The organism is Candidatus Photodesmus blepharonis, from assembly GCF_000731795.2.
In the GTDB taxonomy this organism is placed as follows: domain Bacteria; phylum Pseudomonadota; class Gammaproteobacteria; order Enterobacterales; family Vibrionaceae; genus Vibrio; species Vibrio blepharonis.
In genome coordinates, this window is record NZ_JGVK01000003.1 from 1 (window position 1) to 23,941 (window position 23,941).

The window sequence follows — 23,941 nt, forward strand, 5'->3', positions numbered from 1 at the left end:
AAAAAAAAAAAAAAAAAAATATGATGTTCATTCAAGAAATGAAGCACAAGCATTTTGCATACTTAATAATATACAGGTTATCTCCTTGACTTTAAGGATATGATCCTTCTCCAAGAATATAGTAGAATAATTAGTTATTTAAATTTTAAAAGTGTTTTGATATTTATATTTCTATGAAAAATGTTCTCAATCATACCTTGTTGGCAATCAAAGTTGCCCGCTTGGGAGCCGGATGACCCTCTATTGTTTTTGTTGGGTTGTTTGGAGATAAGTAGTCATACAATGAGTTTTGTTGCATCCATTCGGTTGTACGTTGTTCTTTTGTTGTTGTAATGTTTTCGTCTACTATACGCACATTTTTAAATCCAGTTCGCTCAAGCCATATTTTCAACGCTTTGGTTGAAGGGAAAAAATATACGTTGCGCATCTGTGCGTACCGATCGCTTGGAACTAATGCTGTAGTCTCATTACCCTCAACTACTAGTGTTTCTAGAACTAATTCACCGTCTGAAACGAGCTGATCCTTTAACTGAATTAGGTGATCAAGAGGTGAACGACGATGGTACAATGTACCCATACTGAAAACCGTGTCAAACGCCTTTAATTTAGGAAGCTGATTGATATTTAAAGGTACCAAATGAGAACGTTGATTATTTCCAAGTAATTTTCGAATAGTTTCGAATTGGACAAAAAAAAGACGCGAAGGATCTATGCCTATGCATAGCTTGGCTTCCTCGCCTATCATACGCCACATATAATAGCCGTTGCCACAACCTACATCTAATACAAGTCGGTTTTTAAGAGGTGAAATATGAGGAAGAATACGATCCCATTTCCAGTCACTTTTCCATTCAGCATCAATATGAATGTTGTGAATTTTATATGGTCCTTTACGCCATGGTCGGAGTGTTTTCAGAAGCTTTTCAAGTTCTTTAAATTCTTCTTGGGTCAGAGGTTCATTATTAGATAATGAAACTGATTTTTTTAGGTCAATATTGTCTGGTTTACCCTCCTGAATTTGTTTTAAGGTGTAAAGCCAAGATTCAAAATCACGGTGTTTCATATTTTGCCAATTCGTTAGTTGTTGAGGGAGCGTATTAAGCCATGGTTGAAGACGAATATCTTCAGCAATAAGTTGATAAAAATTTGAAAAGTTAAACATGCTTAGTGAATCACCTAATATTAAATAGATATTGAGATTGGATTGACAAATAAGTAGCTAGTTTTATTTTATCGCGAATATGGAACCAAAATTAAAGTACTGAAACCAAACTTCGCTACTTGAAAAACCAATATTTTTAAAACGTGCCTTGTGAATCTGAATTGAATCCGGACGCATTACATTTTTAATTGCACTTTTTTTTTGGTTGATTTCTAGCTCGCTGTATCCGTTTGAGCGTTTAAAATTGTGATGAAGCTCGGTTAAAATCCCGTGAGAGACAGTATCTTCAAAAGTATATTTCTCAGATAAAATTACCATACCGCCAAAACAAAGTCCTGAGTAAATTTTTTTGAGTAAAGAATACCTGTCTTCAGGGGCAAGAAATTGTAATGTAAAATTTAATACTACAAAAGAAGCATTAGTAATTTCAATGTTACGAATATCTTTCTTGAGTACTTTAACAGGAACATCAGATTGAGATGCTTTAAGCCGAAATTTGCAGTGTTTAACCATGGATTTTGAGTTATCTACTGCGATAATGCAACAACCTTTTTGATCAATGCTACGACATATTGAAAGTGTTGCAGCACCTAGAGAGCAGCCTAGATCGTATATTTTTGAATGCGGTTTAACAAAACGTTTAGCCAACATACCGATAGTTGAAAGGATATTGTTATAACCTGGTATAGAACGTTCAATCATATCTGGAAAAACTTTAACAATATTTTCCTCGAAAGCAAAGTGACTAATTTTGTCGATCTGGGTTGAAAAGATAGTATCTCTATTGTTTTTCATAATCTATCAAGTTAATTCAAGTGAATAAGGTGTGGATGATGTAAGCGCATTCTAGGGTAGATTTATGGTACTGTCATGCGAATAAATTGAAGAGAATTTCAAAGCATCTAAAAGATTATAGATAGCTATTGTATTCAAGATATCGTATTATGCTCCCCATTATTTTTTAATCTCGTCCTTGTTAAATGCTTGAGGTTTATTATGCGCACCCATTATTGCGGTAGACTGAGCGTATCCTTGTCTGGACAAATGGTGAAGCTTTATGGTTGGGTTAATCGGTGTCGTGATTTAGGTGGTCTTATCTTTGTTGATATGCGAGATCGCGAAGGTATTGTTCAGGTCATCGTCTCTCCTAACGTGTTTCCTGTTTTTCAGATTGCCAATCAGCTACGTAATGAGTTTTGCATTAAAGTAGAGGGGGAGGTACGCGCTCGCTCTCAAGAGCAAATTAACACAGAAATGGCAACGGGTCGAGTTGAAGTTTTTGCTGTTAGCTTGGAAATAATCAACCGAAGCGACATCCCACCGTTGGATTTTAAGCAACAAAACTCCGAAGAGCAGCGTTTTAAATATCGTTACTTAGATTTACGTCGTCCAGAGATGGTAAATCGTATTAAATTACGTGCTCGAGTATCGAGTTTTATCCGTCGTTTTTTAGACAATAGCGACTTTTTAGATATTGAAACTCCAGTTTTGACGAAATCCACTCCAGAAGGTGCTCGCGACTATTTAGTACCAAGCCGTGTGCACCAAGGTGCTTTCTACGCACTTCCGCAATCTCCACAGTTGTTTAAACAGATGCTCATGATATCAGGCTTCGATCGTTATTATCAAATTGTTAAGTGTTTTCGTGATGAAGATTTACGTTCGGATCGTCAACCAGAATTTACCCAAGTTGATATTGAAATGTCGTTTGTGAAATCCGAAGAAATTCGGCATATCACTGAGAAAATGATTCGTGATATCTGGAAAGAGTTATTGGATGTTCATCTTGTTGAATTTCCAGTCTTCTCTTTTAATGAAGTTATTCGTCGTTTTGGTTCTGATAAGCCCGATTTACGCAATCCATTAGAATTAGTTGATATTGCAGAACTTGTAAAAAATGTTGATTTCAGAATATTTTCAATTCCTGCTAATGATAAGAAAGGTCGTGTTGCAGCTATCCGTGTTCCTGGAGGTGCAACAATGAGTCGTAGGGAAATAGATATTTACAGTAAATTTGTCAGTATTTATGGAGCAGAAGGTTTGCTATGGATGAAGATTAATGATCGTACTTCTGATCTGCATACGATGATTCAATCACCATTTAGTAAATTTTTAAGTGCAAAAACAATCAATAATATTCTTAAAAATACTCAAGCTGAGTCTGGTGATATCATTTTGTTTATTGCAGATAAAGCTAAAGTTGTTACAGAAGCATTAGGTGCTCTTCGTCTGAAATTGGGTAGAGATTTAAAATTAATTAATCACTCTACATGGGCACCTTTATGGGTTGTTGATTTTCCGATGTTTGAAGCAGATGAAAAAGGTGAACTGCACGCAATGCATCATCCATTTACATCACCTATGAACGTAGATGTAAAAGCATTGAAATCTGATCCTATTTCTGTGTATTCAAATTCATACGATATGGTTTTGAACGGCTATGAAATTGGGAGTGGTTCTGTTCGAATTCACAGAGAGAAAATGCAATCAGCAGTGTTTGATGTTTTAGGAATTGGAAAGCAAGAGCAGCGAGAAAAATTTGGTTTTTTGCTAGATGCATTAAGATTTGGTGCGCCTCCACATGCTGGTCTTGCATTCGGTTTAGATCGATTAGTTATGCTACTTTGCGGGGCTGAAAGTATTCGTGATGTTATTGCATTTCCGAAAACAACTTCAGCGACGTGCCTATTGACTGATTCTCCAAATTTTATAAAACCAGGATCACTTAAAGAACTAGCATTAGTTCTTAAAACAGAAAAAAATAAGATATGATATGAAGTTTTAACTGAGACTTGAATGCATCTAACAGAAGAAAAAATTGGATGAACGATAAACAGGGCTCAAATTATTGGCTGAATTTTATATGTCAGAAATTTTTACGACCTGCGAAATAAAAAAGGATCTCTTAATTATAAATCTTCATCGGATTATTTTGAAAATTAAGTATAAAATTAGGATTTGTTTATGTCAATTATTTTGGGAATTGACCCGGGTTCCCGGATCACAGGTTATGGAGTCATTCGTCAACGAGGTCCTTGTCTCCAATATTTGGGCAGCGGATGTATTCGTGCTTCAGAACAAAAATTACCAGGGCGACTAAAAAGAATATATGTAGGAATCACCGAAGTTATTATTCAGTTTCGTCCTGATGTCCTTGCTATTGAACAGGTTTTTATGGCTAAAAATGCTGATTCAGTTCTTAAATTGGGTCAAGCTCGTGGTAGTGCTATTGTTGCAGCAGCAAATGTAGAATTGCCCGTATATGAATATGCTGCTAGATTAATTAAACAGGCGGTGGTAGGTACGGGCTCAGCTGGAAAAGTTCAGGTTCAGTGTATGGTTAGGCATATACTGAAGCTTTCTGCTAATCCACAGTCAGATGCTGCTGATGCTCTTGGGGTTGCTATTTGTCATGCAAGTTCAAGTAAGAATGTCGGGTTATTAGTTTCTCAAAAAAGTAGTTAATGTATAAAAAAAAGATTATTACGTGATATTTTAATTTTTAAACGAGAGTTTTTTGTGATTGGATATCTTTTGGGTTTGCTTGTTGAAAAGCAACCTCCAGAGTTGTTAATCGAAGTAAATGGGGTTGGCTATGAAGTGCAAATGCCAATAAGTTGTTTTTGTAAACTTCCGAGCGTTGGTAAAAAAGTTGCAATTTATACTCACTTTATAGTGCGTGAGGACGCTCAATTGCTTTATGGTTTTAATACAATTAAAGAGAGAGCTTTATTTCGGGAACTGATTAAAGTTAATGGCGTTGGCCCGAAATTAGCGTTAAGTATTCTTTATAGTATGACAGCAAGTCAATTTGTTTCGTGTATTAAGGAGGGAGATGTATCGACTCTAATTAAGTTGCCTGGTGTTGGTACAAAGACAGCAGAACGCTTAATAATTGAAATGAAAGATAGACTCAAGATTTGGAATACCGATTTGTTTACTTCCAAAATGGATGTAACTTCCTGCGATTCTAATTTAACACCAGTGTCATCTAATGTTAAAGAAGCTATTAGTGCTTTGTTAGCTTTGGGATATAAACCAACTCAAGCGTTGAAAATTATTTCTAAGATTGCCAAGCCAGATATGACAAGCGAAAATTTAATTCGAGAGGCCCTCAAAGCAATGGTTTGATTTTTTATTATCTTTATCTTTATCTTTATCTTTATAAAATTCTTATTTTCATTAATAATAGGGAACATTCATGGTTGAATTTGATCGCTCGGTATCATTAGATGCTGCTCTTCTAAAAGAAGAGAGTATTATTGATAGGGCAATTCGTCCAAGTAAATTACTTGATTATCGAGGTCAAAGGCATGTATGTAGTCAAATGGAAATTTTTATAAAAGCGGCTAAGTTACGCAATGAAGCACTAGATCATTTGCTGATTTTTGGCCCTCCCGGGTTAGGTAAAACCACATTGGCTAATATTGTGGCTAATGAAATGAAAGTAAACACTAGAGCAACTTCTGGTCCAGTACTCGAAAAAGCTGGTGATTTAGCAGCACTTTTAACTAATTTAGAAAAAAATGATGTGCTGTTCATTGATGAGATACATCGTTTAGCTCCTACGGTAGAAGAAGTACTTTATTCAGCAATGGAGGATTATCGGTTAGACATTATGATAGGTGAAGGAGCAACGGCTAGATCAATTAAAATTGATCTTCCACCTTTCACTTTAATTGGCGCTACAACTAGGGCTGGATCATTGACTCCTCCTTTGCGTGATCGTTTTGGTATCACTCAACGTTTGGAGTATTATAAAGTGAATGATTTACAAAGTATTGTACAACGTAGTGCAGATTATCTAAATCTTTCTATAGAAGTTGGAGGTGCACTAGAAATAGCTCATCGTGCTCGTGGGACACCGCGCATAGCTAATCGTTTGTTGCGTCGTGTTCGAGATTATGCTGAGGTAAAAGCTAATGGACATATTTGTGCTGATGTAGCTGACAAAGCACTGAATATGCTCAATGTCGATGTAGAAGGTTTTGATTATATGGATAGAAAGCTATTATTAGCAATAATGGAGAAATTTTCTGGAGGGCCTGTGGGTCTTGATAATATGGCAGCAGCTATTGGTGAAGAGAAAGATACTATAGAGGACGTATTGGAACCATATTTAATACAACAAGGATATTTGCAACGTACACCACGAGGTAGAATTGCAACGGATAAGGCTTATCTCCATTTTAAGCTCGAAAAATAAAATATTTTCTATAATTTGCTCCGGAAGTTTTAGTAGATTTAAATGTTTTAATACTCAGATTTTTTTCATTTTCTGTTATCTGTGATGGATCAATGTTGCGCATTTGCATCTAATGATTGGTGCATGTATTTTGATGATCATCGCTTTCATGATTGGAGCATGTATTGATGAACTCAGCCATAAATCTATGTTTTAGGAGATTGTAGTGGTAGTTAATATTTCAATCTTTAATTTGTTTTTACAAGCTGATTTTTTAGTTAAAATTGTTATGACCGTTCTTTTGGGCATGTCAATTTTATCCTGGACAATAATTTTAAAAAACAGTAGAACTCTATTACGTGCCTCAAAAAATGTAGACCTATTCGAAGATAAGTTTTGGTCTGGTTCGGACCTATCAAGTCTTTATCAGGATGTAAAAAAACGCAAAGAGGCAATTTCTGGCACTGAAGAAATTTTTTACTCAGGTTTTACAGAATTTCTACGTTTGCGCAAATCGAATAGTGATTCTCCTAATTTCGTAATGGAAAATACAGGTCGTGCAATGTTTCTAACAGTTGCGAAAGCCGTTAAGAAATTAGAAAGAAATCTTCCGTTACTTGCAACCGTGGCTTCCATTAGTCCTTATGTGGGTCTTTTGGGCACTGTATGGGGTATCATGCACTCTTTTATCGCATTAGGAGATGCGAAACAAGCAACTCTTATGATGATCGCTCCAGGAGTCGCTGAGGCGCTTATTGCGACCGCAATGGGTTTATTTGCCGCAATTCCAGCTGTAATAGCGTACAATCTTTTTAGCGGTAAAGTTAGTAAACTTGAGCATAGTTATTCAACCTTTTCTGAAGAGTTTTATAGCATTCTATATCGTCTAGTTTTATTGAGGCAGTGAAGCATGCTGAGCTATCAACCTAAAAAGCTAAATATGATCGCAGAGATCAATTTTATTCCATATATAGATGTTGTATTGGTTCTGCTTATTGTTTTTATGGTAGCTTCACCGCTCGCTATTCAAGATATAGATGTTGAGTTACCAAAAATATCAAGGGGTAAATCTGATTCTGAATTTAAAGAAGGAGAGAGCAATATCATTATTGTTGAGATTAATAAAGAAGGCAAATTAGGATTGAGTGTTAACACTGAAGAATTTCAACGAAATCTTTCTCTCCAAGATATTCTATTGCAAGTTAAAGCGGAGCTCTTGCTGAAACCTAGTGCATCAGTACTAGTTGGAGCTGATGCTGGGGTATCTTATTCTAAAGTTGTTTTTTTGCTTAATGAGCTAAGCAAAGCTCATGTTCAAAAAGTTGGTTTGCTAACAACGGATACGATGGAATAAGATTCATTATTCATGAGCACTCGGAAAAGAAAAAAAGATAGTTATATAAAACCTGTTGTTTTATCAACATTTTTTCATATCTTATTTCTGTTTTTACTCAGAGAAGAGAGTAGCATTGTGCTGAAACCTGTGATATCCAACAAACTTCAATCTGTTGTAGTAGATCAGGAATTAGTCAAAAGGCATGCAGAGCAGATTTATAAAGAGCGCCAGGCTCTTATTCAGAAAGAACAAACATATTTAGAACAATTGCGCAAAAATATTAATAAACTTGAGAAAGATCGTGAAAATAAAGAGAGGGTAGTTCGAAATCTTAAGAGACAGAAAAAAGAGGAGATGCATAAGATTGAGCAACAAAGACTGATTAGAAAAAAAGAGGCAGAACAAGCTCGTATAGAAAAAGAATATCAACGAAACATTGACTTAAAAACTAAGAAGAAAGCAAAAAAACTTCAAGTTGAAAGAGAGCGTCGAGAGCGAGAAGCCGCATTGAGGAATATTTTTGAAGAATTGGAGATAGAAGCCAAACAAAATACATCAGATCGTGCTCGATATATTTCTAACGAAGTAGATCGCTATGGGTTAATTTATGTTCAACTTATTCAAAAAAAATTTTTAAAAGAAGAAAGCTTTCATGGAAAATCTTGCCGTGTCCATCTTAACTTAATACCTACCGGTTCAGGAGCGATAGTAGGAGGATTACATATTATTGATGGTTATAGTAGTTTATGTGCAGCAGCGAAACGCGCAATAACCCAGGTAGGAACTTTTCCTCTTCCTAAGGAAGCTGATATAGTAGAAAGGTTAAAAAATATTAATTTAACAGTGGTACCGTGAGTTATGAGTGAAAAGGAAAGTTTGTGTTAGGGCGATTAATTGTAGGTTTCTTAGTAGGGATATCCAGTATAGGATCAGTAGATTCTGCTTTAGAGTTAGTTATTACTGAGGGCATTAATTCTGCTCGTCCAATAGCGATACTACCTTTGAGCTGGAATGCTACAACTGAGCCACCAGAAGATATTGCTGCTGTAGTAGCCTCAGATCTAAAACGCAGTGGTAAATTTAGTCCTATTGCGATCTCTGAAGTTTCAGAGAAATCTTATTTTGAATTAGATATGAACTTTGATCTTTGGATAGAGTTAGGTGTTGATGTGTTGTTTGCTGGTTCGATCTCTGAAGGTGATAAAGATAGCTATACCATTAGCTATCAGTTAATCGATGTTGTCCGCGGTCAGTTGATGCAAAGACAAAATAGGAGCGCTTTTGGAAAGCCGAGTTATTCTAGGGATCATATCTTGTTTAACAAGCGTGCTATTATTCCAAAAAGAAAATTAAGAGAGTATGCACATCGAATATCAGATCTTATTTATGAGGCGTTGACTGGAAAAAAAGGTGCTTTTTTAACTCGTATTGCTTATGTGGTTATCCAAGATGAAGATTTTTATCCATATCAATTAAAAGTTTCTGATTACGATGGTTATAATGAAAAATTGATCTTGGGTTCTAAAGCACCTTTGATGTCGCTTGATTGGTCGCCGGATTCAAAAAATATAGCTTATGTTACTTTCCAAAATGGTCAAGCTGAGATTTTCATAATAAATGTTTCTACTGGTAAGCGAAAAAAGATAACATCATTCCCTCGCCATAATGGTGCACCGAGATTTTCTCCTGATGGTAAATGTTTAGCTTTAGTATTGTCTCAAACTGGTAGCTTACAGGTTTATACATTAGATCTTGCTCTTCGTAAACTAACTCGTATTACAACAGATCGATCGAATAATACTGAGCCATTTTGGCATCCTGATGGGAAATCTCTGATTTTTACCTCTGATAGGGGTGGTAAACCGCAGATTTATCAAGTAGATTTAGCAAGTTACGAGACTAATCGCTTGACTTTTCAAGGAAGTGAGAATTTAAGTGGACAGATTACTCCTGATGGACGTTTCCTTGTAATGGTAAACCGCAGTAATTCAGGTTTTAATTTAGCCAAGCAAGATTTAGAAACTGGGGCAGTACAAATTCTTACAAATACTTTGCTTGATGAATCGCCAAGCATTGCTCCTAATGGTGATATGGTGGTTTATAGCTCTATTTATAATAAAACTAATGTGCTTTCTATGGTATCGATAGACGGACGTTTTAAAGCTAGATTACCGGTAACAAATCGGCGCGTTAGGGCGCCTGCTTGGTCTCCGTTTTTGTAGCAAGAAATATCAATAAGTCTTTAATAGTAAGGAAAAATTAAGATGCAGTTTAGTAACTTTTTTAAAGGGGTATTTTTTGTGCTATCTATGCTGTCTTTAATAGCATGCAGTTCAAGTTATAACAATGATGAAATGTTCAATTCTAATTCGAAGCTTAAACAAAGTAAATTTGGATTGGATACATCAGTTGTTTCGGTTGTTGATGAAAATAGAGAATTTACAGAGGAGGAGTATCAGGAGAAATTTCTTCGTGAAAACAAAATAGTTTATTTTGCATTTGATGATTTTGTTATTACAAAAAACTATGAAGAAATGTTATCGTATCATGCAGCTTATTTAAGCAAAAACACGGATGTTCAATTGACGATAGAGGGTCATGCTGATGAGAGAGGTACTCCAGAATACAATATTGCTTTAGGTGAACGTCGTGCAAAGTCTGTGGCCGATTATTTACAGGCTTTAGGTGTTCAGGCTGAACAAATTTCCCTTGTAAGTTACGGAGAAGAGAAGCCTATTTTATTAGGTCAATCTGAGGATGCGTACGCCAAAAATCGACGAGCAGTTTTAGTGTATTAACATGCAGAAAGTAAATTTTCTTAATGCTAGGATGATTTTAGTAATGTTGTTGGTTGGTGCAGGTCCATTATTCTCTGCGCCAGCGCCAGTATCGGATTTAAATAATGCTGAATCTTTTCTTGAAAACACACAAAGTATTCATTCTAAGGAAAGGGGTCTTCAGCGTTTGGAAAAATTATTTATTAATCGCAATAAAATGCAATTGCAGATACAGAAACAAATTGACGAGATGTCTCTAGAAATTAGTCAACTTCGCGGTCAATTAGAGAAGAGCAATTACGATATACAACAAATGCTTTATCGTCAACAAGAACTGTTCATAGAACTTGACCAAGTCAATCAAGTGATTCAAAATACTGTTATTGCCAAAGATGCATCAGGATCTAAATCCATCGTCGATTATAGCAATACTGATGAACAGAAAGCTTATCAGTATGCAGTGGATTTAATTTTAAAGAAAAAAGATTACTCTGGATCTATTCTAATCTTGGAGAAATTTCAAAAAGATTATCCAAATTCTGGTTTTTTACCTAACGTATATTATTGGTTAGGTCAGCTTTATTTTGCCAAAAAACAAGATAAAAAGGCTAAGGAAAATTTTTTATCCGTGATTACATATAAAGAATATGAGAAGCGTTCTAATGCACTAATGAAGCTGGGAGATATTGAAAAACGAAATAATAATGAAGTAATAGCAAGAAAATATTATCAACAGGTTCTAGATGAGTATCCGAGTAGCGCTTTAGCTGATTTTATTAAAAAAAAATTAAAGGACTTATCTTAACGCTTCAATAGTTTGCTTGAATTAAATTCAGATGTAGTGACTGTGTTAAAAAACATAGTTACTCTGCTATGATAAGTGATTGATTTGAATCATTTAGAGTGTAGAATGTTCGGATTAAGGTTGTATGGAGCTAGATCAATGAATTACGATGTCGTTAAGCCGAGTTATTCCTTTCCAGAAAAACCTTTTCCATTAAAAGAGAAAGAAAAGAAAGCCTGTATAACTGAAATTAAAACATTGCTAAAAGAAAAAGATGCCGTCTTGATATCGCATTATTATACTGATCCTGAAATTCAAGCTTTAGCTGAAAGTACTGGTGGTTTTGTTGGAGATTCACTTGAAATGGCAAAATTTGGTAATTCTCATTCAGCGAGTACTTTGGTTATTACAGGTGTTCGTTTTATGGGAGAGTCTGCTAAAATTTTAACTCCGGAAAAGCGCGTTTTAATGCCTAGGCTTGATGCTGAATGTTCCCTAGACCTTAGTTGTCCTGCAGATAAATTTAGCAAATTTTGTGATGCTTATCCGAATCATACGGTTGTAGTATACGCAAACACTTCAGCTGCTGTAAAAGCTCGTGCAGATTGGGTTGTAACATCTAGTGTTGCTTTAGAAATTATTGAATATTTAGATTCCAAAAGTGAGCGAATTATTTGGGGTCCTGATCGTCATTTAGGTTCGTATATTACCAATAAAACAGGTATAGAAATGATACTTTGGCAAGGTGAATGCGTTGTGCATGATGAATTTTCTATAGATGCTTTACGTAAAATGAAACTTTTTTATCCTGATGCTGCTGTTTTGGTTCATCCTGAATCACCAATGAGTGTTCTTGAATTTGCAGATGTTGTTGGTTCAACAAGTCAATTAATTAAAGCAGCAAAAGAATTGCCACAAAATCAGATGATTGTTGCAACAGATAAAGGTATCCTTTTCAAAATGCAACAACTAGTTCCGGAAAAAGAGCTTATATCAGCTTTAACACCTGGTCCAGGTGCGACTTGTCGGAGTTGTGCTCACTGTCCTTGGATGGCGATAAACAGCCTTAAAGGAATTGAAGAAGCATTATTAGATGGTCAAGAGAATGAAATATTTATTGATGAAAAGCTACGGGTTAAATCATTAATCCCGTTAAACCGTATGTTGAATTTTGCTGAGAAGCTCACTGAAAAGTATAGTTCGACATCTGGGTTCTAGACTTTTTTATTGATGGTTTCCATCATTAGTAAGTGTGGTGATTTTTTATTTTTTCTTGTATTTTTGAAACAGAGCTTCCAGTTTCATAGGCTGACCATGAAGATAGCCTTGTGATAATTGACATTTATTATTTTTAAGCCATAGACTTTGCTCATAGCATTCAACACCTTCTGCTACAACAATTAACTTAGATACGTTTGCTACCGCTAAAATTGATTTCATCACATTTTCAATCTGTTTGTCTTGTCCGATTGCTTGTACAAAGGTTCGATCTATTTTTATTTCAGTAATAGGAAGTTGACTCAGATAACTTAAAGAGCAATAGCCCGTACCAAAGTCATCTAAGGAAATTCCAAAACCATATTCTTTTATTTCATCCAATATCGGTTTTACTTGAGCTATATCTTCAATAAGCACATTTTCTGTAATTTCTATAGTGATATTTTGTATGAGAACACCGATATTATTTACAAATTCTTTTAATCTAAAAGCAAAGTTAGATTCTAGAAGTTGGAGAGGAGACACATTGATAGATAGACCGATTGATTGGTTAGTATTAGCGCAAAAATGATGAATATCAGCGCATGCTTTGGAAAATATATAATCGCCAATTGAATGGATTAAACCTTTACTTTCCGCTATGGGTATAAACTGTTGCGCTGGTATTAAACCAAGTTTTTTATTATTCCAACGACAGAGGGCCTCAACAGCTTTAAGCTGGCCAGTTTGAGTGTCTACTTGAGGTTGATAAACGACGCTGATCTCATCATTTCTTAGTGCAGAAGAGAGCTCATCTTCCAATAAAAATTGGTATTGAACTTCTTTGTTGATATTTGTGTCGTAAAATAGAGCAGTGCCCTTGCATTTTTCTTTTGTTCTGTATAGTACGATATCAGATTTGCTAATCAATTCCTCTTCATTTTCTCCATCTTTAGGATAGACAGCTATTCCTATGCTACTGGAAACTTTTAATCTTACCCCATTAAGTGTGATCGTATTTTCAAATAAAGCTAGAAGTTTATATGATTTAGCCTTAATTTCTTGTTCACTCTTAATTAAAGAAAAACAAACAATAAATTCGTCTCCACCAAATCTCGCAGCTATATCATGTTTCCCAACGAGACTTTTAATTTTCTGGCCAATTAATTTTATAAATTTATCGCCAAATCGGTGTCCATACTGATCATTGATCTTTTTGAAATCATCAATGTCGACAAACATAACTGCTAGCATTGTTTTAGTCGAATGACACATTTTTATAGCACATTCTAGTTGCTTGCTTAGTTTTGTTCTATTCGCTAAACCTGTTAAAGGATCGTGATGAGCTAAGTATTCTAGCTGACCTTGGCTTTCTTTTAACTTAGAAAAGCTATCTTGTATTTTGCTTTGAAAATCATAAAAACGTCGGTTTATATAGTTCCCAATGTAGATGGAAATAATACCAAGTACCAGTGCAAAAATAGTACAAGCAACTAATATTTTATATAAAGCCGCTTTACCTTCTATTATCAACTTTTTTTCTTTATCAATTAGATAAGTATCAATCTTAGATAATGAAACAGGAGCTATCAAAAACCATTCCCAAAGAGGAAAGCTATGAACATAAAAGATTTGAGATTTTCTAGTAAGATTGTTCTGTACTTTAATGAAATCTCCTTGATTGTCAGCAAGAGTTAAAGAACTAAGAAAGCTTGCGTACTCCCATTGATGACCAATCAAAGTTTGTTTGATATGAGATAACACCTTCCCATCATAATTTGTTACAATGACAAAACCATCATTTCCAAAAGAGAAATTGGATAACCAATTGAGTAAATTTTTTTTTATACTATTTTGTACGTCAGAAACATATTCTCCAGTCCCTATGAGCCAATCATACTCTTCGAATCGTTTAGCAAAACCAATTTTTTCAAACTCTGTATCACCATGTCCAGGTTTTCTAAACCACCAACGATAGAAAGCTTCACCATTTTTTGATTTTTTGATTAAATCAATATGCTCCTTAAGAATGAAAGTACCATGAACATCTTGTAACTTTATCTTTGATTGACCTTCTATCTGAGGTATGAGAGGGTGCAATACACTGACACCTTGCATTGTGAAAATGAAAAAATATCCTCTGTTTTCATTAAAACGTATTGGATTTAGTGCATTATAAATATTTTTTGAAATAACAGATTTGCTTTGATAAGAATTTTTCTGGTATATGTTACTGGCTATTTGATGTGCTTCTAAAACCCTGGAATAAATATTTTTTTCTAACAGATTAACTGTTTGCGTCTGTTCATAGTTGATTTTATCAACAACTGACTGTACTCTTTGTTTTATTGACGTTTTCTGGTTTCCAATATAGTCAGATCTTAATCCATCAACCAAATCACGAGTTTTTTTCTGATTGTTGCTCGCGAGTATCACGAATAAAACAGTGATAAATATACTCACCATACAAAAAGGAAAGTAACGAACTATTTTGACAAGCTTTTTATCGGTAAAAACATCCATAGTATTTTATTAATTATTCCATAATAACGACGTAAGCTGCACTGGTTAATAGTAGTGTTGCTTCATTTTTTTTTCAAGATTGTCATCAACGATTTTTACGTTTTCCTGTTCTTAAGGAGTAGATAAAAATTTACAGTTTTGAAGCATGTTTTTTACGTGTGTGGTGAGAGTTATTTGGAAATTTTGAAAAAATGTCCATAACAAATGAAGGTAATTAGAAATCTTTATGTTTGAAGAACTGGCGGTGAGTGAGAGATTCGAACTCTCGGTACGTTTTCCATACACACGCTTTCCAAGCGTGTTCCTTAAGCCACTCGGACAACTCACCTGGTAAAGATGTATAGATTATTCATTTAAAGCTTGAAGCGAGTAGTTAGCATTAACTGATCGTTGTATGCATTATTAATACGTGCTGCTATGCCTAAAGAAAAAAGCTCAGTTGAATGAAAACGAGCATAAGCTGAACCTAACCAGTGATTATCGTTTTCGATAGAAATGTAGCCAGCTATCATGCCTACTTCTAATTGTGGTCCTAGCCATTGTCGGACACCTAAGTTAAGTTCCATACCAGTATTTGTATTTTCTCCTTTATCTTGAATATGGAACAGCATTTCACCCATTAGATCTGCCCAGTTATTAACTGGAGCATGAAAGCCTAAACCTAAAACTGCATCGTAGTCACTTTCAAAATCGGAATCTATCCTTGCAACAGCATGAGCATTTGGATGGATAGATTCACTAATTGCAGCACCAAAAGTGATGGGACTTGCATTTACTCTAGTTTCAATGTAGTCATAGCCAAAGTTACTCATAATCGCAGGGTTATCTGGATCGATCTTTGTAAACGCTTGGCTAGATATCAACAAAAGCAAAGCAGTAATAGTTATCTTACGTATAGTCACAATAAACCTATTATTCACTAGTTATTTCCATTTTCTAAAAAACGCAGCATTCTAATTTAATCTTCAAAAATTATAAAGTATTTTTGTAGTTTATTGTTAATAAAAAACATTATTTTTCCAATTTTTTAAAAAATTAAGTGCTCGCAGTATCAATGAATTAATTATATAAAACATATTATTGTTATTTTAGATTAGTTCAACGATAAGATTATGAAATTAAGGCAATTTAAACATATAGAAATTTGTTGCTAATAATAATTTATTGAAAAAGCTTTTTGAGTAATGATATTTTTTCACGGAAAAAACAATTGTTTTGTCCATTCATTAGTAGAATTAGGGTTTGACTGCAAGTGAAAAGTTGGAGTAATAAAATTTATGGGATTAATTTTAAGAAATGTATTCAATTTTAGCGCTGGTCCAGCCGGATTACCAAAGGCAGCTATGAAGCAAGCACAGGCTGAGTTTGTCAATTGGAAAAATTTAGGTTTATCTGTAATGGAAATTAGTCATCGAAGTCGATTTTTTCTTCAAGTTGCAGAAGAGGCAGAACAAGACCTTCGAGATTTGCTTAATATACCTAGTGACTACGAGATTTTATTTTGCCAAGGTGGCGCTCGTGCTCAATTTTCAGCCGTTCCTTTAAATCTTCTTGGTAACAGTAAACAAGCGACTTATATTGATGCCGGTTACTGGGCAAAAAGTGCAGCTAAAGAAGCAAAAAAATATTGTGATATAGATATTTTTAAAGCCAAAATAAAAAAAGGTGGTAAAAATTCAGTTATCTTGGCTAAAGAGTGGAAAATTGATTCGAATTCCGCCTATGTTCATTTCTGTCCAAATGAAACTATTGATGGTATTGAGATTAACGATCTTCCTCAAACTGATAAACCAATCGTTGCAGATATGTCTTCGACTATTTTATCGAGAGAAATTGATGTGTCGAAGTATGGTGTAATTTATGCTGGAGCTCAAAAAAACATTGGTCCTGCAGGCATTTGCGTCACGATTGTTCGGAATGATTTGCTTGAACTTTCAAACAGCTTGCTTCCAAGCATATTAAATTATAAAGTGTTAGCCGAGAAAAAGTCAATGTTTAATACTCCTCCAACGTTTGCGTGGTATTTATCTGGTTTAGTTTTCAAGTGGTTAAAAAAACAAGGTGGAGTTAAGGCAATAGAGCAAATCAATCGCGAGAAAGCTTCTATCCTTTACAATTATATTGATGAATCAAAATTTTATGAAAATAATGTACATGTTGAAAATCGTTCGATAATGAATGTACCATTTCAATTAGCAAAACCAGAACTCAACATTAAATTTCTTATGCAAGCATCAGAGTCCGGTTTGATGGAACTGAAAGGACATCGCTCAGTTGGTGGTATGCGAGCTTCCATCTATAACTCTATGCCAATTGAAGGTGTGAAAGCGTTAGTAGGATTTATGTGTGAATTTGAAAAAAAATACCTCACTTAGAGTCATAAAAGTCAAGTTGCCGATTATTTTAATCCAATATAGCTTGTCTTATTAAGAACAGCTATTCTGATCAATATGTTGCTCGGTTATTAATCGGCCACGATTATTGTGTATTTTAATTAGATATTTAATTCCAACGTTAAGATTTTTTTTAATATCGGGATTTTGACAGTAATTTCTGGTACTTACGTTAAGTATTTTGTTCAAAGTTCCGGTGTTTTTGACGTCCTTGTTATAGAGAATTGAAATTTCAATTGTTGTTTTCTTTGCTACAACGTGCATTATTGATAATAGTCCACGCTCTAAAGGAAGTTTAGAATTAAGTAAATTAGCTCGATTCTCGGCAATCAGCTCAAGCTGTGTTTGGTTATTTGAACTTAGAGAGCAAGCAGTTAATAGTGCCAAGGAAAGAAGAGCGACTCTCTTTTTATTCATGATCTTGAATATCTTCTGAGGTAAGATTTTGTTGATTCTAAAAAATAAATTTCAGAATAGCGAAATTAATTAGATATTACTTCCAATAATATTTAAGATTTACAGAAAAAATCATTTCTCTTTTTTTTTCATATGCTTATAAATATAGATACTGGTGAATAGAGTAAAGATAAAAGTGGCAATCAACAGACCAAAGACTTTAAAGTTGACCCATACATCCGTGGAAAATTCATATGAAATATAAATATTTAAACCTGCACAAAATAGAAAAAAACACACCCATGCCCAATTTATTTTAGACCAAATATCATCTGGTAGGGTAATTTCTTTACTTAACATACCTTTGATTGCTGGACGACCCAACAAATGGCTTGCGGATAAAAGAATTGAAAGAGCAGTATATGTAATCGTCACTTTCCATTTTATGAAGTTGTCATCATGTAAAAATATTGTCATGCTACCAAACACGACCAATATAATGAAAGAGGCTAATTGCATCTTTTTCACTTCTTTGTAAAATACGAAAGTTACAATAACTTGGAGAGTGGAGGCGATAACTAGAACCCCAGTTGCTATGTAAACATCATATAGTTTGTAAAGTATAAAAAAGAACAAAAGAGGTACAAAATCAATAATCTGTTTCACTCTAACGTACAATAACGAATTATGTAATGGTATTCTAACCAAAATTTTTTAAAATATGAAATATATTAGGCGTTAAATAGGAAGAAATTGTTTTTTTAATCTAAATTTCGAATGTAGTATTCTTATGAAAAATTAAGCGGTTTTCAGTAAAAATTATAATTTCTGTGAAAGATAGGTATAGATGAGAGAAAAATTGCAAAAAGTTTTAGCACGTTCAGGATATGGATCTCGTCGTAGGTTAGAATCATTGATTCGAGGTGGTCGTGTTAGCATCAATGGCATTGTAGCTACGTTGGGTGATTATTTAGAAGATAAGAATGCTACTATACGTATTGATTCGCGTGTTGTTATGGTAAATGCTCTCGACAAAGTCATTTGTCGAATGCTTGCTTATTATAAGAAAAATGGAGAACTTTGTACTCGTTATGATCCTCAAGGTCGTTGTACTGTATTTGATCATTTGCCTAAAATCCATAGGTGTCGTTGGATTTCTGTCGGTCGTTTAGATATCAACACATCTGGTCTGCTCCTTTTTACTACTGATGGTGAATTAGCAAATCGTCTTATGCATCCTAGTTTTGAACTCGAGCGTGAATATTTAGTGCGTGTATTTGGAAAGTTGAATGAAAAAAAAATTCAAAATTTGATTTCCGGTGTAGAACTTGAGGATGGTATAGCTCGTTTTGAAAATGTTTTTTATATTGGTGGTCAAAGTATGAATCACACTTTCTATGTAGTGATTAAAGAAGGCCGTAATCGTGCGGTTCGTCGTTTGTGGAGTTCTCAAAATCTAATAGTTAGCCGTTTAAAACGTACTCGCTATGGTGATATTGTTTTAAATAGAAGATTACGACCTGGAGTTTCTATTGAACTCAAGTTAAAAGAGATTAACCATCTTCGAAGTGCTGTTCAGCTCTCATTCTAAAAGAACCTTGTAAACGTTAAGTACTTTTATAAATCAAGATGAGTATTTTAAAAAAATTAATGAAGGCATATCGAGTTATTAACTTGAATTAGCTTGTGATAACGTCCTTTTTTGGAAAGGAGATCTTGATGAGAACCAGATTCAATAATTTTTCCTTCTTCAATTAAGAAGATCATGTTCATTTTATCAAGATTCACTAAGCGATGAGTAATAAAGATAACTGTTTTATTAAGAAAATTAGATTCTAATAATTGTATAATTTCTTGTTCTGTGTGTTTATCGAGTCCCTCAGTTGGTTCATCTAGAAGTAAAATTGGACCGTTGTGGAGTAGTGCTCTTGCAATATCAATACGTCGTTTTTCGCCACCTGACAATTGTCTCCCACCATTACCTAACCAAGTATCTAATCCTTGATCGTAAAGTAATGGTTCCAAACCAACCTTAATAAGAACCTCTGATAAAAGGTGATCATCTGCACTTGAAGAAGCCATAATTAAGTTGTTGCGCAATGTAGCATTTAGTATATGGACACGTTGATTAACAACACTAATTGCTTGTCTTAGTTGACTTTCATTCCATTGGTTTAAGGATTTATCTGCAATAGATATTATACCTTCTTGAGGAGACCAATAACGAAAAAGTAATTGTAATAAAGTAGATTTGCCTGATCCAGTTTGGCCGACGATTGCAATCTTTTGTTGAAATGGAACAATTAGATTGATATTGCATAGTGCTTGTTGAGTACTGTTTGGATATTGGAAACTAACATTTTTAAACTTAATGGAATAATTGGGATTATGACGTATTATTTTCTTTGGAAAGTGTATTTCTGGTTCAGATAAAAGTATTTGGTTGATTCGATGTGCTGATGTCATGGTTTGGCCAAGGAACTGGAATGCTCCAGCGATTGGAGTCAGCAGTTCAAAACTCGCCATGTAAGCAAATACTACAATCACAAACACAGAGCTTGGTTGTCCGATTTCTAAACTACTTGAAAACCATAACATTAACAGTAAAATTAACCCATTTATTAGAATGAGCAACCCTTTAGCTAAACCAGATAAATGAGCATCAACCAATTGTTTAGATATAAGCCTCTGTTGTGCTTTTAAAATAGCGTTATAGTAACGTCTTTCTGATCCAAACAGCGTCAACTCAGCGTAACATTGTAACCAATCAAGAGTTGCTGTTCTTAATTGCGTTCTATATTGAACTAATTTCACACCGTTACGTTTTCCTAATTTGTAAAAAATTACTGGCCATATTAGTAATAAGAGAAGTAATATAGCACCAAGTGTTAATCCAATACTTATACTAAAGGAGCATAAAAATATAGTGAGTGTGATAATACATGCAATACCAACAATAACTGGAGTGATTAAACGTAAATAGATATGATCCATCGAATTGATATCTGAAATTAAGCGGTTAAGTAGGTCAGCATCTCGAAGATTAGAGATTTTTCCCGGTATAAGTGGTGCAATTTTTTTGAAAAATAGAACTCGCAGATCAGATAATAGTTTAAAGGTTATATTATGGTTAACAACCTGTTCACTCCATCGGCTAAGTGTCCTACTTATGGAAAAAAAAATGATGAAAGCTCTGGGAAATGTATAACTGAGTGCTTTATAAGCTACACTTAATCCAGAAATTGTTACCGAAGATATAATCCAAGCAGATAAAGTGAGTAGAGCAATGGAAGAAAAAAGTGCTAGAAACGTAAGTATCATTCCGAAGGCTAATATAACCCAATGTTTTTTATAAAGTTTAAAGTAAGGAAATAACTCACGCATCTAAGTGTCCTTCATTAAGTAACATACGGCTGAAAAGTCCGCTTTGTTTGGACAGTGTGACAAAATTCCCTCTTTCAACAAGCTTTCCAGCGTGCATTACTAGTATTTGTTGAGCGTTCTCCAGTGCTGCTACTTGGTGGGTAATTATCAGAGATGTTTTATTATCAGTGTATTTTTTCAATCCTTTCATTACCAATTTCTCACTGTTAGCATCGAGGCTTGCAGTTGGCTCATCGAGTAACCAAAAACATCCATTTTGTAACATAGCGCGAGCGATTGCTAAACGTTGTACCTGACCAACTGAAAGGCGACCAGAGCGATCTGAAATTTGATAGTTTAGCCCGTGCTTATAAACAAATTCAGATGAAAAAGAGTCTTTCAACGCTTCTTTTAAAGTTACATCAGAAGTATTTCCATTATTTAGAGTTAGGTTTTCTCTAATTGTAGCATGTAGTAATAATGGATTTTGTCCAACCCAGCTAATTTGTTTATGCCAGCAAGCATAGTCGATATCTCTTAATTCAACTCCATTTATTTTAAGGCTTCCTTTGTAGGGTAAAAAACCGAGAATTGCATTGATCAAGCTACTTTTTCCTGAACCGCTTGGACCGACAAGAGCTGTTATTTCGTTATTTCTGATATTGAACGAAATTGGGCCAACTAATTTAGCACCTTTTGAGTTATATATTTTAAAATCGGATGCCTCGATTTGTATAGTAGGGAGCGATGGCAAATCTAGTTTTGCTAATCGTACCTTATTTTTTGTGTCTTTACCTAAAAATTTAACAATACTTTCAGCGGATCCAATTGCCTGCTGTTTAGCGTGGTAGAAAGTTCCAAGATTACGTAATGGTTGGTAAAATTCAGGAGTAATAGTTAGAATAAACAAACTAGAAAAGAGGGAAATTTCTAATTTATAGTCCTCGAAATGGAGTCTATCACCAAGATGCACACTAAGATAAATAGCAATGATAGCGATAGACATAGAAGTAAAAAACTCAAGAATTGATGATGATAAAAAAGCAATCTTAAGTATACTCATTGTACGAATCCTAAACGTATCAGACGTATTTTTCAATATTTCCACTTCAGCTTTAACACGGTCAAATAATCGAATAGTCGTCATAGCCTGGATTCGATCGTAGAAATGACTGGATAAGCGTTGCAATGCCTTGAAATTTTTTCGATTAGCCTCTGCCGCTTTGCGACCAACTAAAGTCATAAGGATTGGGATAAAGGGTGCTGTACACAAGAAAATCAAAGCTATTTTCCAATGAAGTGGAAAAAGAATGGCTAAGATAATAAGGGGTACAAGCAACGCAAGTGATCTTTGTGGTAAATAGTGTGAAAAGTAATCTTGCATACCTTCTATTTGTTCTAGTAGCAAAGTTGCCCAGGATCCCATTGGCTTGTTTTTAATATAAGCAGGTCCAAGTGCGCCTAGTTTATCCAGAACGAGCTGCCGTATATGAGTGCGTATTTTTTTGCCGCAATGAAAGCTAGCAACTTCTTTTCCCCAAGTGCATATTGCACGAAAAAAAACTATGATAGCTAATGCAAAAAAGTAAGAGCTAAGCTCTAATTTATCAACTTTTTCTATAATTAACTGATGCAAGATGAAAGCTAGGAAAGCAGATTGTATCAACAAAAATATGCTTGACATTGTTCCAAGGGTAATGCTTAACGTTATATAACGTTTTGATAGCTTGCTTTTTTTCTCTAGCCATTTATTTAAAAAGCGTTGTTTTTTTTTATACATTTTTAGATTTTAACAATAATTTCTGCTTACTTATATCACTGTTTAGCACTCGATCTAAATAACGTTCAGCATCCAGGGCAGCCATACAGCCAGTGCCTGCAGAGGTAATCGCCTGACGGTAATGATGATCCATCACATCGCCAGCAGCGAAAATGCCTTCAATACTTGTTTGCGTTGAATTTCCAACAAGACCAGATTGGACGATAATATAATCGTCCTTCATTTTCAATTTCCCTTTAAAAATTGCAGTATTTGGTTGATGACCAATAGCAATAAACACTCCTATAACATCAATTTTTTCAATTATATCAGAGCCAGTGTCTTTTATAAGTATACCTGTCACTCCCATATCATTGCCTAGGATTTCGTTGACTATGCACTCTTTATGTAGTACGATTTTTCCATGCTCGATTTTCTTTTTTAAGCGATCTAGAAGGATTTTTTCTGCACGGAAGGAATTACGACGATGAATTAGATGGACTTCAGAAGCAATGTTTGATAAATAGAGCGCTTCCTCAACAGCTGTATTACCACCACCAACAACCGCTACTTTTTTCTTACGATAGAAAAAGCCATCACAAGTTGCACACGCGGAAACTCCACGACCTTTAAATTTTTCTTCTGATTCTAGGCCTAGGTATTGAGCTGACGCACCTGTTGAAATGATCAAGGAATTACATGTGTATCGAGCATTGCCTTCTAAGTAGAAAGGAGACTGCTTGAAATCAACTGTATGAATATGATCAACTATTATTTGAGTGCCAAAGCGTTTTACGTGTTTTTTCATGCGGTCCATCAAATCGGGTCCACTTAAGCCTTCCATTTCTCCAGGCCAATTTTCGATTTCCATTGTACTTGAAAGTTGTCCACCTTCTTGAATTCCTGTAATAAGAGCCGGATGCAGTCCAGCACGAGCAGCATAAATAGCTGCAGTATAGCCAGCTGGACCTGATCCTAGAATTAATAGCTTATGATGTATTATTTTCTCCATTTTGCTTCCTGCATCGCTTAGATTTTCTACGTCTCGAGGATATAATAATAAAGT

At 34.7% G+C, this 23,941-nt stretch carries 21 protein-coding genes, 1 tRNA gene and 1 pseudogene; 13 read left to right on the forward strand and 10 right to left on the reverse strand.

Features of this window, described 5'->3' with window-relative positions; translation table 11 throughout:
• Positions 1-190 precede the first annotated feature (190 nt).
• Positions 191-1,162: a tRNA 5-methoxyuridine(34)/uridine 5-oxyacetic acid(34) synthase CmoB gene (gene cmoB, locus CF67_RS00605; protein ID WP_034413051.1), complete on the reverse strand. Its 972-nt coding sequence runs from the start codon at positions 1,160-1,162 to the stop codon at positions 191-193.
• A gap of 63 nt (positions 1,163-1,225) precedes the next feature.
• On the reverse strand, positions 1,226-1,957 hold the full coding sequence (cmoA, locus tag CF67_RS00610; RefSeq protein ID WP_034413053.1) for a carboxy-S-adenosyl-L-methionine synthase CmoA: 732 nt from the start codon (positions 1,955-1,957) through the stop codon (positions 1,226-1,228).
• Between the two features lie 201 nt (positions 1,958-2,158).
• Here cmoA and aspS point away from each other — a divergent pair, with 201 nt between their 5' ends.
• The 11 genes from aspS to nadA all read left to right on the forward strand — a co-directional run bounded on the left by aspS (position 2,159) and on the right by nadA (position 12,462).
• Complete coding sequence (gene aspS / locus CF67_RS00615; RefSeq protein WP_034413055.1) at positions 2,159-3,934, forward strand: aspartate--tRNA ligase; 1,776 nt, start codon at positions 2,159-2,161, stop codon at positions 3,932-3,934.
• A 192-nt stretch (positions 3,935-4,126) separates the two neighbouring features.
• Positions 4,127-4,627 carry a crossover junction endodeoxyribonuclease RuvC gene (gene ruvC / locus CF67_RS00620; RefSeq protein ID WP_034413057.1) on the forward strand — a complete coding sequence of 167 codons (501 nt, stop codon included), beginning with the start codon at positions 4,127-4,129 and terminating at the stop codon, positions 4,625-4,627.
• 54 nt (positions 4,628-4,681) lie between these two features.
• Positions 4,682-5,293: a Holliday junction branch migration protein RuvA gene (gene ruvA, locus CF67_RS00625; protein ID WP_034413059.1), complete on the forward strand. Its 612-nt coding sequence runs from the start codon at positions 4,682-4,684 to the stop codon at positions 5,291-5,293.
• 70 nt (positions 5,294-5,363) lie between these two features.
• Positions 5,364-6,368 (forward strand): Holliday junction branch migration DNA helicase RuvB, encoded by a 1,005-nt coding sequence (ruvB, locus tag CF67_RS00630; RefSeq protein WP_034413061.1) that lies wholly within the window; start codon positions 5,364-5,366, stop codon positions 6,366-6,368.
• A 205-nt stretch (positions 6,369-6,573) separates the two neighbouring features.
• Entirely contained in the window at positions 6,574-7,254 is a 681-nt protein-coding gene (tolQ, locus tag CF67_RS00635) for a protein TolQ (protein WP_034413063.1), read from the forward strand.
• 3 nt (positions 7,255-7,257) lie between these two features.
• Positions 7,258-7,701, forward strand: a complete 444-nt coding sequence (locus tag CF67_RS00640) for a biopolymer transporter ExbD (protein ID WP_034413065.1) — start codon at positions 7,258-7,260, stop codon at positions 7,699-7,701.
• 117 nt (positions 7,702-7,818) lie between these two features.
• Complete coding sequence (tolA, locus tag CF67_RS00645; protein ID WP_242633198.1) at positions 7,819-8,538, forward strand: cell envelope integrity protein TolA; 720 nt, start codon at positions 7,819-7,821, stop codon at positions 8,536-8,538.
• Positions 8,539-8,561: 23 nt separating this feature from the next.
• Entirely contained in the window at positions 8,562-9,905 is a 1,344-nt protein-coding gene (tolB, locus tag CF67_RS00650) for a Tol-Pal system beta propeller repeat protein TolB (RefSeq protein WP_034413070.1), read from the forward strand.
• A 42-nt stretch (positions 9,906-9,947) separates the two neighbouring features.
• Positions 9,948-10,481: a peptidoglycan-associated lipoprotein Pal gene (pal, locus tag CF67_RS00655; protein WP_034413072.1), complete on the forward strand. Its 534-nt coding sequence runs from the start codon at positions 9,948-9,950 to the stop codon at positions 10,479-10,481.
• A gap of 1 nt (position 10,482) precedes the next feature.
• The gene (gene ybgF / locus CF67_RS00660; protein WP_034413074.1) at positions 10,483-11,265 is read left to right on the forward strand and encodes a tol-pal system protein YbgF; all 783 of its coding nucleotides are present in this window, start codon (positions 10,483-10,485) and stop codon (positions 11,263-11,265) included.
• 138 nt (positions 11,266-11,403) lie between these two features.
• Positions 11,404-12,462, forward strand: a complete 1,059-nt coding sequence (nadA, locus tag CF67_RS00665; RefSeq protein ID WP_034413076.1) for a quinolinate synthase NadA — start codon at positions 11,404-11,406, stop codon at positions 12,460-12,462.
• 45 nt (positions 12,463-12,507) lie between these two features.
• Here nadA and CF67_RS00670 read toward each other — a convergent pair whose 3' ends face one another.
• The 3 genes from CF67_RS00670 to CF67_RS00680 form a co-directional block, all read right to left on the reverse strand.
• Entirely contained in the window at positions 12,508-14,907 is a 2,400-nt protein-coding gene (locus tag CF67_RS00670; protein WP_172642385.1) for a bifunctional diguanylate cyclase/phosphodiesterase, read from the reverse strand.
• Between the two features lie 296 nt (positions 14,908-15,203).
• Positions 15,204-15,292, reverse strand: a tRNA-Ser gene (locus CF67_RS00675).
• Positions 15,293-15,317: 25 nt separating this feature from the next.
• Positions 15,318-15,860 (reverse strand): hypothetical protein, encoded by a 543-nt coding sequence (locus CF67_RS00680; protein ID WP_034413097.1) that lies wholly within the window; start codon positions 15,858-15,860, stop codon positions 15,318-15,320.
• Between the two features lie 381 nt (positions 15,861-16,241).
• On the opposite strand from CF67_RS00680, the gene serC reads away from it, so the two are divergent.
• Positions 16,242-17,339: a 3-phosphoserine/phosphohydroxythreonine transaminase gene (serC, locus tag CF67_RS00685; protein WP_034413079.1), complete on the forward strand. Its 1,098-nt coding sequence runs from the start codon at positions 16,242-16,244 to the stop codon at positions 17,337-17,339.
• Between the two features lie 51 nt (positions 17,340-17,390).
• On the opposite strand, the gene gspS2 is transcribed toward serC, so the two are convergent.
• Both gspS2 and CF67_RS00695 read right to left on the reverse strand, forming a co-directional pair.
• Positions 17,391-17,774 (reverse strand): type II secretion system pilot lipoprotein GspS-beta, encoded by a 384-nt coding sequence (gene gspS2, locus CF67_RS00690; protein ID WP_034413081.1) that lies wholly within the window; start codon positions 17,772-17,774, stop codon positions 17,391-17,393.
• A 111-nt stretch (positions 17,775-17,885) separates the two neighbouring features.
• Positions 17,886-18,419 carry a septation protein A gene (locus tag CF67_RS00695; RefSeq protein ID WP_034413083.1) on the reverse strand — a complete coding sequence of 178 codons (534 nt, stop codon included), beginning with the start codon at positions 18,417-18,419 and terminating at the stop codon, positions 17,886-17,888.
• A 181-nt stretch (positions 18,420-18,600) separates the two neighbouring features.
• On the opposite strand from CF67_RS00695, the pseudogene rluB reads away from it, so the two are divergent.
• Positions 18,601-19,335, forward strand: a pseudogene (gene rluB, locus CF67_RS00700) (23S rRNA pseudouridine(2605) synthase RluB); the annotation flags it as partial.
• A gap of 65 nt (positions 19,336-19,400) precedes the next feature.
• Here the strand turns inward: rluB and cydC are convergent.
• The 3 genes from cydC to trxB are packed head-to-tail and all read right to left on the reverse strand — an operon-like array spanning position 19,401 to position 23,887.
• Positions 19,401-21,137 (reverse strand): heme ABC transporter ATP-binding protein/permease CydC, encoded by a 1,737-nt coding sequence (cydC, locus tag CF67_RS00705; RefSeq protein ID WP_034413085.1) that lies wholly within the window; start codon positions 21,135-21,137, stop codon positions 19,401-19,403.
• Complete coding sequence (gene cydD / locus CF67_RS00710) at positions 21,130-22,896, reverse strand: heme ABC transporter permease/ATP-binding protein CydD (RefSeq protein ID WP_034413087.1); 1,767 nt, start codon at positions 22,894-22,896, stop codon at positions 21,130-21,132. Before cydD ends, cydC begins: the two co-directional genes overlap by 8 nt.
• The gene (trxB, locus tag CF67_RS00715) at positions 22,889-23,887 is read right to left on the reverse strand and encodes a thioredoxin-disulfide reductase (RefSeq protein ID WP_052538008.1); all 999 of its coding nucleotides are present in this window, start codon (positions 23,885-23,887) and stop codon (positions 22,889-22,891) included. Before trxB ends, cydD begins: the two co-directional genes overlap by 8 nt.
• Positions 23,888-23,941: the final 54 nt, after the last annotated feature.

Excerpts from the sequence above, each read along its gene's own strand:
- cmoB (WP_034413051.1), bottom strand. The coding sequence starts at position 1,162 with ATGTTTAACTTTTCAAATTTTTATCAACTTATTGCTGAAGATATTCGT.
- cmoA (WP_034413053.1), bottom strand. The coding sequence starts at position 1,957 with ATGAAAAACAATAGAGATACTATCTTTTCAACCCAGATCGACAAAATT.
- aspS (WP_034413055.1), top strand. The coding sequence starts at position 2,159 with ATGCGCACCCATTATTGCGGTAGACTGAGCGTATCCTTGTCTGGACAA.
- ruvC (WP_034413057.1), top strand. The coding sequence starts at position 4,127 with ATGTCAATTATTTTGGGAATTGACCCGGGTTCCCGGATCACAGGTTAT.
- ruvB (WP_034413061.1), top strand. The coding sequence starts at position 5,364 with ATGGTTGAATTTGATCGCTCGGTATCATTAGATGCTGCTCTTCTAAAA.
- CF67_RS00640 (WP_034413065.1), top strand. The coding sequence starts at position 7,258 with ATGCTGAGCTATCAACCTAAAAAGCTAAATATGATCGCAGAGATCAAT.
- pal (WP_034413072.1), top strand. The coding sequence starts at position 9,948 with ATGCAGTTTAGTAACTTTTTTAAAGGGGTATTTTTTGTGCTATCTATG.
- ybgF (WP_034413074.1), top strand. The coding sequence starts at position 10,483 with ATGCAGAAAGTAAATTTTCTTAATGCTAGGATGATTTTAGTAATGTTG.
- nadA (WP_034413076.1), top strand. The coding sequence starts at position 11,404 with ATGAATTACGATGTCGTTAAGCCGAGTTATTCCTTTCCAGAAAAACCT.
- CF67_RS00670 (WP_172642385.1), bottom strand. The coding sequence starts at position 14,907 with ATGGTGAGTATATTTATCACTGTTTTATTCGTGATACTCGCGAGCAAC.
- serC (WP_034413079.1), top strand. The coding sequence starts at position 16,242 with ATGGGATTAATTTTAAGAAATGTATTCAATTTTAGCGCTGGTCCAGCC.
- gspS2 (WP_034413081.1), bottom strand. The coding sequence starts at position 17,774 with ATGAATAAAAAGAGAGTCGCTCTTCTTTCCTTGGCACTATTAACTGCT.
- cydC (WP_034413085.1), bottom strand. The coding sequence starts at position 21,137 with ATGCGTGAGTTATTTCCTTACTTTAAACTTTATAAAAAACATTGGGTT.
- cydD (WP_034413087.1), bottom strand. The coding sequence starts at position 22,896 with ATGTATAAAAAAAAACAACGCTTTTTAAATAAATGGCTAGAGAAAAAA.
- trxB (WP_052538008.1), bottom strand. The coding sequence starts at position 23,887 with ATGGAGAAAATAATACATCATAAGCTATTAATTCTAGGATCAGGTCCA.